This window comes from Maribacter arcticus (assembly GCF_900167935.1).
Lineage (GTDB): Bacteria > Bacteroidota > Bacteroidia > Flavobacteriales > Flavobacteriaceae > Maribacter > Maribacter arcticus.
Map to the genome: position 1 here is coordinate 154706 of NZ_FUYL01000005.1, position 12722 is coordinate 167427.

11 protein-coding genes are annotated in these 12722 nt (G+C 35.4%); 4 read left to right on the plus strand and 7 right to left on the minus strand.

The genetic code is table 11. The annotated features are described in order from the left end of the window. Positions 1-53: 53 nt before the first annotated feature. The 4 genes from B5X55_RS09530 to hemA form a co-directional block, all read right to left on the minus strand. Positions 54-590: a GNAT family N-acetyltransferase gene (locus B5X55_RS09530; protein WP_079512392.1), complete on the minus strand. Its 537-nt coding sequence runs from the start codon at positions 588-590 to the stop codon at positions 54-56. A gap of 57 nt (positions 591-647) precedes the next feature. Further along, entirely contained in the window at positions 648-1679 is a 1032-nt protein-coding gene (hemE, locus tag B5X55_RS09535) for a uroporphyrinogen decarboxylase (protein WP_079512393.1), read from the minus strand. Positions 1680-1781: 102 nt separating this feature from the next. After that, complete coding sequence (hemC, locus tag B5X55_RS09540) at positions 1782-3362, minus strand: hydroxymethylbilane synthase (RefSeq protein ID WP_079512394.1); 1581 nt, start codon at positions 3360-3362, stop codon at positions 1782-1784. Then, positions 3359-4615: a glutamyl-tRNA reductase gene (gene hemA, locus B5X55_RS09545; RefSeq protein ID WP_079512395.1), complete on the minus strand. Its 1257-nt coding sequence runs from the start codon at positions 4613-4615 to the stop codon at positions 3359-3361. Before hemA ends, hemC begins: the two co-directional genes overlap by 4 nt. A gap of 191 nt (positions 4616-4806) precedes the next feature. On the opposite strand from hemA, the gene B5X55_RS09550 reads away from it, so the two are divergent. After that, the gene (locus B5X55_RS09550; protein WP_079512396.1) at positions 4807-5691 is read left to right on the plus strand and encodes a helix-turn-helix transcriptional regulator; all 885 of its coding nucleotides are present in this window, start codon (positions 4807-4809) and stop codon (positions 5689-5691) included. Between the two features lie 57 nt (positions 5692-5748). On the opposite strand, the gene B5X55_RS09555 is transcribed toward B5X55_RS09550, so the two are convergent. Together B5X55_RS09555 and B5X55_RS09560 are read right to left on the minus strand one after the other, a co-directional pair. Continuing rightward, positions 5749-6591: an N-acetylmuramoyl-L-alanine amidase-like domain-containing protein gene (locus tag B5X55_RS09555; RefSeq protein ID WP_079512397.1), complete on the minus strand. Its 843-nt coding sequence runs from the start codon at positions 6589-6591 to the stop codon at positions 5749-5751. A gap of 9 nt (positions 6592-6600) precedes the next feature. Next, positions 6601-7665, minus strand: coding sequence for a mechanosensitive ion channel family protein (locus tag B5X55_RS09560; RefSeq protein WP_079512398.1), 1065 nt, complete (start codon positions 7663-7665; stop codon positions 6601-6603). A 167-nt stretch (positions 7666-7832) separates the two neighbouring features. Here B5X55_RS09560 and hemH point away from each other — a divergent pair, with 167 nt between their 5' ends. From hemH to B5X55_RS09575, 3 genes are read left to right on the plus strand one after another with little or no spacing between them, the layout of a single operon-like run. Continuing rightward, on the plus strand, positions 7833-8876 hold the full coding sequence (hemH, locus tag B5X55_RS09565; RefSeq protein WP_079512524.1) for a ferrochelatase: 1044 nt from the start codon (positions 7833-7835) through the stop codon (positions 8874-8876). 34 nt (positions 8877-8910) lie between these two features. After that, positions 8911-9684: a DUF3050 domain-containing protein gene (locus B5X55_RS09570; protein WP_079512399.1), complete on the plus strand. Its 774-nt coding sequence runs from the start codon at positions 8911-8913 to the stop codon at positions 9682-9684. Positions 9685-9729: 45 nt separating this feature from the next. Beyond that, a complete protein-coding gene (locus B5X55_RS09575; RefSeq protein WP_079512400.1) occupies positions 9730-11118 on the plus strand; it encodes an MATE family efflux transporter in 1389 nt (462 codons plus the stop codon). Between the two features lie 204 nt (positions 11119-11322). Here B5X55_RS09575 and B5X55_RS09580 read toward each other — a convergent pair whose 3' ends face one another. After that, positions 11323-12630, minus strand: coding sequence for an alpha/beta hydrolase family protein (locus tag B5X55_RS09580; RefSeq protein ID WP_079512401.1), 1308 nt, complete (start codon positions 12628-12630; stop codon positions 11323-11325). Positions 12631-12722: the final 92 nt, after the last annotated feature.

The window sequence follows — 12722 nt, forward strand, 5'->3', positions numbered from 1 at the left end:
GAAGATTTAATATAAGATTTTGTAAATAGTGAAAGGGAGCTAAAATTATAATCCTAATTTTTAAAAATGTAAAGTTCCATATCTAACGGATCCTCGTTAGGTGGAGTGTGTTCTTTTGCTAATGTTTCTTTCCAAAGATAACCACAATTTTCTGCTACCTTAATACTCCCAATGTTAGATTTGTGAACTATGATTCTAAGTTGTATTAAATGTTGCTCTGTAAACCCCCATTCTGATATTTTTTGAACAGCGAGAGAAGCAAAGCCTTTGTTCTTATAGGGATAAGCAATGCAGTAAGCAAGTTCTGCTTCTTTGGCACTTCTTTTCAATTCTTTTAAATAAACCAGGCCAATGATTTTCCTATGTTCTAGTTCTTTTAATGTGAATAAGTATTCTTTGCCAGAAATAAAATCTGAAACTTTTTGTTCAACAAAAATGCTTGATAAATTCGGAGTAAGATTTGCAGCGACTGTCTTTGGAAAATATCGTTTTAAAAAGTCTGAATTAGATGTTATAAAATCACATAACCGCCAACCATCTCTTTCGGAAATAGGATTTATTTCAAATTGGGATAGTTGGAATGAATTCATGTTTTTAGGAACAGTTTAAGCAACCTATTAAAAAATCTCCTCCCTACCAGTAAAACATTATTCTGCTTTATACTCCTTTACAGCATCAATAAATGCCTTTGCATTTTCTACGGGTACATTTGGTAAGATGCCATGACCTAAATTAACGATATAGCTGTCCTTGCCAAATTCATTGATCATTTGGTGTACCATCTTTTTTATCATAGCAGGCGGCGATAACAAACGCGCAGGATCAAAGTTACCTTGCAAGGTTATTTTACCACCACTTAAATAACGAGCGTTTCTTGCAGAACAAGTCCAGTCTACACCAAGTGCAGAAGCACCTGATTTTGCCATATCGCCTAAAGCGAACCAGCATCCTTTTCCGAATACAATAACCGGCGCTTTATCTTTTAAAGCATCTATGATTTGTTGAATATATTGCCATGAGAATTCTTGGTAATCAGTAGGCGAAAGCATTCCTCCCCAAGAATCGAATATCTGAACAGCATCTACACCTGCAACAACTTTAGCTTTTAAATAGGCTATTGTAGTATCGGTAATTTTTTGTAAAAGTTCATGAGCCACCAAGGGTTGAGTAAAACACAATTCTTTGGCTTTGTCAAAAGTTTTGCTTCCTTGACCTTGAACACAGTAACATAAAATGGTCCACGGTGAACCGGCAAAACCTATTAAAGGAACTTCATCGTTCAATTTTTCCTTTGTAGCTTTTATGGCTTCCATCACATAGCCCAATGTTTCATGAACATTTGGTACTATTACACGGTCTAAGTCTTTTTGTGAACGAATAGGATTGGGCAAATACGGACCAAAATTTGGTTTCATTTCCACTTCAATATTCATGGCTTGTGGAATAACTAGAATGTCACTAAACAAAATTGCAGCATCCATCCCATACCTGCGAATTGGCTGAACAGTAATTTCCGAAGCTAATTCTGGAGTCTGGCAACGGGTGAAAAAATCATATTTTTCTTTGATAGCCATAAATTCAGGCAAATATCTACCTGCCTGGCGCATCATCCATACCGGAGGTCTTTCTAGAGTTTCTCCTTTTAAAGCTCTAAGGAATAAATCATTTTTTAAGCTCATACTTTCTTCTTATTCGTCTTTGCGAGCTGAGCGAAGCAATCTGTTTCCTAGGAACAACAATAGAGCAGTTTACTTCGTCGCCAAAAGCTCCTCGCAATGACGTTAATTTTTATAATCCTCGTTCACTAAATCAATAACACTTTCTACGGTCGGAATTTTTGCAACTTTTATTTCCTTAAAGTGTGCTTTGGCTGCATTAGCGGTGGTTTCACCAATACAGTATGCTATTTTATCTGCTGAATTCTCTTTTAAATAACTTTCTACATTTGAAGGACTGAAAAACATGATTCCTTTCACCTCCTCAGGTATTTTTTTGCCAGATAATTTTGTTCTATATGCTTCTATAGGATTAACAGTAATGTTATTTTCCGTTAGAATTTTTGGTAAATCTTCTAAACTGATATTACCATGAAAGTACGTAATTTCAGACCCTTCTATGAATTCCACTAAGTACTTGGCTAAATCTGTAGCGCTATTTTCGAAGTGGGCTACTTTTCCAAATTTATTTTTAATGAATCGGCGTGTTTTTCTGCCAACACAATAGATGTTTTCAAATTTTAACTCTGCCGCGCTACTACTTGTTAAAATAGCTTCGACCGCATTTTTACTTGTAAACACAACATTTTTGTGTTCTTTTTTCAATACGATAGGTGAAATACGGTTCGGACTTATTTTTATAAAATCATCTGAATCGGCATTCGCAGCTATATTCAGGCGTAACTGTTGTTCGTTGGTTAATTTTTTAGTCGAAAAAACGTTAACTGCAGCACCTGCATTCGCTAATTCTGTCATTAGTCTTTTGCCGCCTCTGGCCAAAATACTTTTGGCACAATCAATACCTAAATTTTGATGTTTTCCTAAAGGAGCTGTTAAATCGGCTTCTAATTTTTTACTTCCATCAACATTTAATAAAATTCCTTTAAGAGTTACCATATTTTCTTTATCGATATACGATAAAGCACCAATTGGGGCACTACAACCACCTTCAAGTTCTCTTAAGAATTCTCTTTCTAAGGTGACGCAAGTATCGGTTTCCTCATGGTTTAATTGAGCACATGCTTCACGAATTTCTTCATCATTTTCCATTGCTACAACCATAATTGCGCCCTGTGCTGGTGCAGGTAACATCCAAGTTAGTCCTATAGTATTTTCAGGCTCTAAACCAATACGTTCTAAACCGACAGCGGCAAATATGGCACCGTTCCATTCATTGTTGTATAGCTTTTCTAGTCTACTATTAATATTCCCCCTTAAATCTACGACCGTATGGGTCGGGTATCTATTTAGCCATTGCGCTTGGCGACGTAAACTACCGGTAGCAATAATACCTTCACGCTGCCCTAAGAACTCTTCATTTTCTTTAAAGGCAAGAATGTCCATGTAATTACCGCGTTTTAAAACTGCAGCTTTCACTATACCCTTTGGTAGTGCGGTAGGTACATCTTTCATGGAGTGTACAGCGATGTCGATGTCTCCATTGAGCATGGCTACATCTAAAGTTTTTGTGAAAATACCAGTTATACCCAACTCATAAAGAGGTTTGTCTAAGACTAAATCTCCTGTTGATTTTACCGGAACTAATTTAACAATATACCCTAAAGCTTGTAATTGGTCCTTAACGGTGTTTGCCTGCCATAACGCTAATTCGCTATCGCGTGTTCCTAATCGTATTATTTTACTCATTTTTGGTCCAATTCTAATTGAAATACTTTTTGGATAAATTCTAAGCTTGAATTGGAATCTACCGTGTCATCCTTAAGATGATTTGCAAATTGTGTAGTTATTTTTTGAATGATGCGATTCGTAATCACATCTGCCTGATCTGCGTTGAAATTAACTGTTTTCTTAGATTGATAGTCAAGCTCTTCATCTTTCATAGTCTTAAGCTTTTTCTTCAATGCTTTTATAACAGGGGCAAATTTTCTAGTTTCTAACCATTGGTTGAAATCATGCATTACCTCGTCATTGATAGCTTCCGCTTCGGGTATGAATTGTTTTCTTCGTTCTAGTGTTTCATCGGTCATTTGTGATAAATGATCTAAATGAATTACAGTAACGTTTTCCATATCTGAAATAGCATCGTCTACATTTTTAGGAACGGATAGGTCTAATATCAGCAATGGTTTTTTTGTATAAATTAACTCTTTCGTAATCGTAGGTTTCTGTGCACCTGTCGCTACAACCAATATATCAGATTTTCTAATTTCAGATTGTAGGTCACCGTAATCTTTCACCATAAGGTTAAACTTTCCGGCAATTTGTTCAGCCTTCCCTTTAGTTCTATTGATTAAGGTAATGTGTGGATTTTTAGTATGCTTGATAAGGTTCTCACAAGTGTTACGGCCTATCTTACCTGTTCCAAAAAGAAGAATATTCTTTTCTGAAACGTTAGGCACATTTCGCATGATGTATTGAACAGAAGCGAAAGCAACAGAAGTTACTCCTGATGAAATTTCCGTTTCATTTTTTATTCGCTTACTAGCTTGTATAATACAATTACACAATCGTTCTATAAAATGATTTGCAAGACCGAGTTCTTTAGAACGTTTGAAGCTTTGTCTAAGCTGACTTATGATTTCAAAATCTCCAAGAATTTGACTGTCAAGTCCAGTACCTACACGAAATAGGTGATTGATAGCTTCCTTATTTTTATAAACATAAGCTACTTCTTGAAAAGCTTCAACAGTACCATTAGAATGGTCACATAATAATTTGATAAGTTGAAATGGGTGTTGGGCAAAACCATGAAGCTCGGTACGGTTACAGGTCGATGTAACTAAAAGACCGTCAATCCCCTGATTTTTAGCTTCTACTAGAAGTGATTTTACAGCTACTTCGTCTAAACTGAATTTACCACGCGCTTCTGCATCAGCCTTTTTATAATTAAGGCCGATAGTATAAAAAGAGTTGTGTTTAGAAATATGGTAGTCTTTCATAAAGCGGATACAAAAGTATGGGCATCAATCTTATAAAAATAACGCTTGCGGTACAATAAGTGTCGTCTGCAGAATTTTTGGACGAAAAATGATATTTATCAGTTTAATAGTATAATTTTATAGGGTTGTCAGGCAAATGAAAACTATTTATTTAGATGCTTTCTAAATAGATTGAAAATTATTTTACTAATATGGAAGTTAAAAATAACGCTCAAAGGTCATATAATGAAGTTCTGATTGAAGACGGATTTTACGTGCTTAAATTTCAGAATGAGCAAGATCTTAATGTTGGCTATTCTCGTGAAATTAATAAGAAATTTATCCAATTTCATTTTTGCTTGAAGGGTAAGGGTACATTTTCATTTAATCAAGGTACTTATAGTTTAAATGTTACAGAAGAGAACTCTTTGTTGCTGTATAATACACAGTTAGACCTTCCGCTTAATTTAAAATTGGCGCCAAAATCTTCCATAGTTTCAGTGGTAATGACCTTGCGAAAATTTCATTCTCTATTTACTGCAGAAGCTGATTATATTCCTTTTCTAAGTACAGATAATAAAGAGAAGAAGTATTACGCTCAAGAACCTTTCTCGCCATCTATAGCGGTTATTTTGAGTCAGATCATTAATTACAATCTGCATCCATCTATAAAAGCGTTATATATAAAAGGTAAGATTTACGAATTAATCGCTTTGTATTTCAATAGGAGTCCGAATGCAGATATAGAGCAGTGTCCTTATTTAGCGGATGAAGAAAATGTCAAGAAAATAAAATTGGCAAAAGAAATTATATTGGATAGAATGGCAGAACCCCCGACCTTACCAGAATTGGCTTCTGAAATTGGGCTGAGTCTAAAGCGACTTAAAGAAGGGTTTAAGCAAATTTATGGTGATACTGTATATGGATTTCTATTTGATCATAAAATGGAGTACGCTCGTAAAATGTTAGAAACAGGTCAATTTAACGTTAATGAGGTTGGCTTAAAAGTAGGTTATAGTACAGCTAGTCATTTTATATCTGCCTTTAAAAAAAAGTACAGTACTACCCCTAAAAAATATTTGACCACTTTAATATAAAAATTAAGGCAGTCATTTTTTTTTGAATTAATATTCTATGTAATTAAGGTCTAATAATTAGAGAGGTCTTGCGACCATAATGCCAGTATTGCTTTTAATGCCTTTTAAGTACTCTGCCAATGGTTTTTTAGAAACTTCAACTTCCATAGAACCAGTTGAGGCATGCAGTAAATGAATTCTACCATCTTTTTCTCGTGTTGCAATACCTGTGTGCGTTACATCTAGTCCATTTATTGATGTGGCCAATGCAATGATATCTCCTGATTGAATAAGGTGATCGTTTTCAGCAATTTTATCCTGTGCCAAAACACATATTGCTTGACTATTAAGATAGTTTTCTGATGCCTTTATTTTCTCGAAGTTGGCATCATCAGCTAAAAATGGATATAAATCTCTGTGCGTACTCATAAAGTCAATATCCTTGGTGATTTCTGCGCCACCAATTTCACCAGTAATATCTTTTAAAAGTCCTTTTTCAGCATTATTGGCAATCCATTCTGAGAAGTAGTGTAAGCGTGAAGCGTATCCATCTAAATCTCCATCTTTATACCGAATAACTTCAAGGTTTTTAACAAATGCATCAAACGAATCTTCTTGCTGTTTAAGAAGCATAGAAAAAGCCAATACATTTTCCACGAACGTGGTACAATCCAATCCTTGAAGATTAACCACTAACGTTTCAGTATCCCCAATTTCCAACGTTTTGGCTACGTATGGTGTTTTCATAAAGGTTTTACCAACGGATACTATTGTGCTTCCAAAATCGGGCTGTAGCAATTCTTCAATGGCCTTGATTTTTTCTTCAACTGCAACTTTGTCTTTTGGAGAGCAGGTGATTTGTTGTGTGTGCCCTAACTGATAGTTGATAAGTACTATAAGAAGTAGTAAAACCTGTCGCATTGTATAAAATTATAAATTATTACTTTCCTCTATGTTATTTTCCATAATTACTCTAGTCCGAACAATACTCTCAGGATAATTCTCTTGTAAAAAAGTAATGAGTTTTTCGCGAACAAAAACACGTAAATCCCAAAGTGTAGAAGCATCTTGAGCGCTGACCATTGCCCTAATTTCAACACAAGTGGGCTTTGAATCTGTTACTTGTATGTTTTGGTTTACTCCATCCCATAAATCGGTAGTTTTTAAAACTCGCTCTAATTCTGTTCTAAGGGCATCAAAAGAAACCCTATAATCAGTGTATAAATATATAGTGCCTAATAAGTCGGCCGATTTTTTTGTCCAGTTTTGAAATGGTTTTTCAATAAAATATGAGGTAGGCACAATCAATCTTCTCTTATCCCAAATATTTACAACCACATAGGTTAATGTAATTTCCTCAATTCTACCCCACTCACTTTCGACAATAACGACATCATCAATTTTTATGGGTTGGGCAATAGCAATTTGAATACCCGCCAAAATACTCGCAATCATTTTTTGAGCAGAAAGACCTACAATGATACCTGCAACGCCAGCAGAGGTAAAAATGGTCAACCCAATTTCACGTATGCTTTCAAAACTCATAAGTGCAATGCTTACCCCTATGATGATAATGACGAACATGATTATACGCTCTAAAATATTGAATTGCGTGTAGACCTTACGCGCCCTGTAATTATCGACTGAATTTACATCGTAATTTTTTATAATTTTTCGTTTCGCGATTTTTAGCCCAATAATTAGCAGCCAGGTAAAGGCAAAAATTATAGAAATAGTACTTATTTTACTTAGGGCATAGGTAATCTCTTCAAATCCTAAAAGGCTATGAAACGTTTTAATACGAATGGCAATGGCCATAAAAATTATAAAAATGGGCTTCGTTATATTTTTTATATCCTCTTTATCAAGAAGGTATTTAGGGTTTTTGCCTAGCCTTCTTAACAATTTAACGGTTATTAATTGAAGCAATAACAATGCTAATATTGCACCAAATATGTAAGCTAGCAGTATCGGATTTTTGGTTAAATTTTGCATTCAGTGTAGCTTTCGTGTAGAAAGAACAAATTTAGACAATTAAATATGTAAAATAAGAAAGGTTAAACACTATCAACTTTACTTATACATTGATTTGAAACTTTTTTGGGTTCGCAAATGTGGGTAGTATTACTTGTGTTATTTTTGCAATTGGAAAAACTAACACTATGAAAGGAGTATTACTGGTCAATTTGGGTTCACCCGAAAGTCCTACTGCAAAAGATGTAAAGCCTTATTTAGATGAATTTTTAATGGATGAAAGGGTAATCGATGCCCCTAAATGGTTGCGCGCTTTTCTTGTAAAAGGGATTATTCTACAAACCAGACCAAAGAAATCTGCTAAGGCCTACGCTAAAATTTGGTGGGACGAAGGTTCTCCGCTAATAGTGCTTTCAGAACGTTTTGCCAATAAAGTGCAACAACATACAAAAATGCCGGTTGCATTAGGTATGCGTTATGGCAAGATGACAATTAAGAATGCGTTGCAAGAGTTAAAGGAGAAAGGAGTAGATGAGGTGCTTTTGGTTCCCTTATATCCTCACTACGCTATGTCTAGCTTTGAAACAGTTGTGGTAAAAGTTTTAGAGGAGCAACAGCAATATTTTCCTGAAATGGAAGTAACGACGTTACCTGCTTTTTACAAAAATGCAGATTATATTCAAGCCCTTTCAGAAAGTATTAAAGACGGATTAAAAGATTTCGATTACGACCACATATTGTTTTCATATCACGGTATTCCTGAACGTCATATTCGCAAAAGCGACCCTACACGTTTTCATTGTAAAATAGATGGTAGTTGTTGTAAGATTAATTCAGTAGCACATAATACGTGTTATAGACATCAAGTTTATGATACTACAGAAATGGTTAAGGCATATTTAGGATTGCCTGAAGAACAAGTTAGTTCTTCTTTTCAATCTCGTTTGGCGGGTGACCCATGGTTAAAACCGTATACGGATTTTGAATTTGTACGTTTAGCCAAAGAAGGTAAAAAACGCTTAGCAGTTATTACTCCGGCTTTTGTAAGTGATTGTTTAGAAACCTTAGAGGAAATTGCCATGGAGGGTAAAGAACAGTTTATGGAAGCTGGTGGTGAAAATTATAAGCACATACCCTGTATGAATGATAATGAAGCATGGGTGAAGGTGATGGCTAAATGGGTCAATGAGTGGGAAGCTAAAGGGGTTTTGGCTGTTACGCCAAGTACTTAATAAATATATTACAAATTCTTAGAAAATCACTGCTATGAAAATCGAAGAAATAGAAGTTTCATTATTGCCGTTAAGAGACCAATTAAGAACTCATGAGTTATATAAAAGTTTAAATTCTTTATCGGATATTAAAATATTCATGGAAAACCATGTGTATGCTGTTTGGGACTTTATGTCTCTTTTAAAAGGATTACAAATACACTTGACTTGTACTACCCTGCCTTGGCAACCTGCGAAAAATACTAATACCGCTCGATTTATTAATGAAATTGTTTTGGAGGAGGAAAGTGACCGTGATGAAGAGGGTATCTTTAATAGTCACTTTGAAATGTACTTGGACGCTATGGAAGAAGTTGGCGCTAGTACATCCAATGTGAAGAATTTTTTAAATAGCGTTTCCAATATTGAAACTATTCTTGAGGTTATTGAAGATTCAAACTTAAACGTTGCGGTAAAAAACTTTTTGAAATTTACGTTCGAGGTTATCAAAACTAATGAACCTCATAAAATAGCAGCTGCATTTACCTTCGGTAGAGAAGAGTTGATTCCAGATATGTTTCTAGAGATAATAGAACAAGCAGGAGAAGAAGAATACCCTAAATTAGGATATTATCTTAAAAGGCATATAGAACTTGATGGAGATGAACACGGACCATTATCTTTGAAAATGATTCAAGAACTTTGTGGTATCGACAATAAAAAATGGTTAGAAGTGGCAGAATGTTCTAAAAATGCGTTGGAAAAAAGAGTTCAACTTTGGGACTATATTTTGTTAGAAATTAGAAAGAACGCTACGGTTTTGGCATAGCATTTAATAAAACGTCCTTATAATTAAATAACTAAGCTTAAGAGAATGGCAAATGTATCCGCTGAACAATTAGGCTCGGAATCTATTTCAAGTTTACTTATTAAACAGGCCGTACCTGCCAGTATTGGAATATTGGTGATGTCCCTCAATGTTTTGGTGGATTCTATTTTCGTCGGTAATTGGATAGGTTCAATTGCCATAGCGGCAATAAACGTCGTATTACCAGTTTCTTTTTTCATTGGTGCGTTAGGCATGTCTATTGGTATTGGCGGTGCAAGTATTATATCCAGGGCATTAGGGGCTAATAATACAGAAAAGGCCTTACGAACGTTTGGTAACCAAATTAGCTTTACACTTTTAGTCACCATACTAATGGTTGTGTTAGGGCTTACCTATGTTGATTTCCTTATACCAGCTTTTGGTGGTAAAGGGTCCATTTTTGAACTGGCTAAAATCTACTATGTAATCGTTTTGTATGGCGTGCCACTTCTAGCTCTAAACATGATGGGTAATGCCGTTATTAGAGCTGAAGGGAAGCCTAAGTTCGCCATGATTGCTATGATTATCCCATCCTTAGGAAATTTAGTGATGGATTACCTTTTCATCAATGTATTGGATTATGGTATGGAAGGAGCGGCATGGGCAACCACTATTAGCTACTTTTTATGTTTTAGTTACATTCTATATTTCTTTCTATCTAAACATTCTGAACTAAAGCTAAATCTGCAATATTTTCGCATCAATTTTTCTATTCTAAAGGAAATTAGTTCACTTGGTTTCGTAACCTTATCTAGGCAAGCAGTGGTTAGTATTATTTACTTGTTGATGAACAATATTCTTTTTAATCTAGGAGGAGAAGCAATGGTCGCTGTTTATGCCATTGTTGGAAGAATGTTGATGTTTGCTCTTTTTCCGGTTTTTGGGATTACACAAGGATTTTTGCCCATTGCCGGATTCAATTACGGAGCTGGAAAATATGATAGGGTTAAAGAGTCTATTTACACAGCAATAAAATATGCTGCAATTTTAGCCACTGTTGTTTTTGTTGGGTTGATGCTCTTCCCAAATGAGATTGCAAGTCTTTTTTTAAGCGATAAACCTAATATGACCGCAATGGAATTGGCTACCAATGCCTTTGTTTTAGAAAATACGCCTTCCGCCATGCGTTGGGTGTTTGCCGCCACGCCTATCATTGCGTTACAGCTGATTGGCGCAGCCTATTTTCAAGCCATAGGAAAGGCAGTGCCAGCTTTGTTATTGACGTTATGTAGACAAGGGTTTTTCTTCATTCCTCTCATTCTTATTTTGCCAACTTATTTAGGTGAATTAGGGGTTTGGATATCTTTTCCCATTGCGGATGTTTTGGCTACTATTGTTACAGGTTACTATTTACGTAAAGAGGTAAATAGAACATTAGTTTCTGAAAAAATCTAGTAAAACCAAAACCAATAAAAAATCATTCGTAGGTAACTTTAGAAACACTAAAGTACACACGTATGATTTTTATCTTATCACAACTTATTGTCGTTGCTATTTTTTTTTGGTCGGGAAACTTAGGGAGTTGATAAGCAATCAGAATACCTATATAGAATTGCTAAAGGAAGACGCTATCAAGTCTCCAGTTTTCAGACAAAGAAATTAATTGGTTGGGTTAGCATGTAGCAACTCCATTCCGGTGGAGGACCTTGGCTTAAACCCTGTCCAATCTTTTTCGTTAGAATTTTCTTGTAGTTCCAGGAACTTGCCATAATCTTGATTTTTCAGATGGATGCCCAAAAATGCCGTCACAAAATGTTGATTGATGTTATTCAGTTTTCGTTGGTCCCAAGAGGGTTCCGCATACCTGTAATACTCATCTATATGCAACCCTAGAGCTAATGCTTCTGCTGGCGGTGGGTTTGGTGCTACATTGTGGCGTGCATTTTTATAGGTCAATAAAAAACGATCCGCATTAACAGCTCCTTCATATATGGCCTTAATTCCCTTTTCATATCCAGAGATATCATCTTGGCTACCTGCTACAAAGAATGTAGGTGTTTTTAAACCTTTTAATCCTTCTGCATCCCAAACACCTCGTTCCATTCCCCATGGTGCAAAGGCTACGATAGCTTTAATTCTATCATCTGCCAATTTCTTGTACTCTTCGTTATTAGCAGTGTTCACTGAAATAGATGTGCTACCACCAGTCATTCCGGTATAGAATCCAGCAAATGCTTCGCTATATCCAGCGCCACCAACATTAAGAACACCATACCCACCCATAGAATAGCCTATAATGCCGGTGTTATTGGAGTCAATAAGATTTTCTAATTTATTTTTTGAACCTATAGCACCAATTTTTTCCATTTCATTAATTATGAAGCGAATATCTTTCGGTCTGTTCAAAAGGGTGCTTTGAAATGCATTAGCATCTTTAAAAGTAGAATCGGTATGGTCTATGGCTGCTACGATATAGCCTTTTGATGCTAAATTTTCAGTTAAATAGGTCATTAAATAACGCGAGCCTACATAACCATGCGATACAACTATTAGGGGGAATTTACCTTTGCCTGTCATAGGCGTTGCATCTCTGTATGCTCTTCCCTTAAAGGCAAAAGGAGTCAAAGGTCTTAAGGTATCACCGGCTGTTCCCATTACTTCATCATAAACGACTGTTTTAGCATCTTCACTAACAGATGCAGGATACCAAATTTCAATAGTAATAGGTCGGTCATATAAGGGGTCTTTACCTTCTTTTGAATTTAGAATATCAACTTGATTTTTATGAACCAGGTTAATAGTTTGCACACCTACTTTGTATTCTCCTCTTGCACTTAATTCTGGTGCATCAGGTAGTTGGTCGCCATATAGAAAATTCCCTGATTGAGCATGAACAGATGGAATGAGTAATCCGTTTAAAAGAATAAGAAATAAGGATAAAGAGAATAATAGTGGTCTAAATTTCATAATTGTTAATTTGTTCGTCTAAATATAGGAATACTTTAAATATCGGTTAATTTTTTTCAATTTTGTTAAACTATTTTTTACATGGATACTTT

Coding starts and splice junctions, on each gene's coding strand:
- B5X55_RS09555 (WP_079512397.1), bottom strand. CDS start 6,591: ATGCGACAGGTTTTACTACTTCTTATAGTACTTATCAACTATCAGTTA.
- B5X55_RS09570 (WP_079512399.1), top strand. CDS start 8,911: ATGAAAATCGAAGAAATAGAAGTTTCATTATTGCCGTTAAGAGACCAA.
- hemC (WP_079512394.1), bottom strand. CDS start 3,362: ATGAGTAAAATAATACGATTAGGAACACGCGATAGCGAATTAGCGTTA.
- B5X55_RS09560 (WP_079512398.1), bottom strand. CDS start 7,665: ATGCAAAATTTAACCAAAAATCCGATACTGCTAGCTTACATATTTGGT.
- B5X55_RS09550 (WP_079512396.1), top strand. CDS start 4,807: ATGGAAGTTAAAAATAACGCTCAAAGGTCATATAATGAAGTTCTGATT.
- hemH (WP_079512524.1), top strand. CDS start 7,833: ATGAAAGGAGTATTACTGGTCAATTTGGGTTCACCCGAAAGTCCTACT.
- B5X55_RS09575 (WP_079512400.1), top strand. CDS start 9,730: ATGGCAAATGTATCCGCTGAACAATTAGGCTCGGAATCTATTTCAAGT.
- hemE (WP_079512393.1), bottom strand. CDS start 1,679: ATGAGCTTAAAAAATGATTTATTCCTTAGAGCTTTAAAAGGAGAAACT.
- B5X55_RS09580 (WP_079512401.1), bottom strand. CDS start 12,630: ATGAAATTTAGACCACTATTATTCTCTTTATCCTTATTTCTTATTCTT.
- hemA (WP_079512395.1), bottom strand. CDS start 4,615: ATGAAAGACTACCATATTTCTAAACACAACTCTTTTTATACTATCGGC.
- B5X55_RS09530 (WP_079512392.1), bottom strand. CDS start 590: ATGAATTCATTCCAACTATCCCAATTTGAAATAAATCCTATTTCCGAA.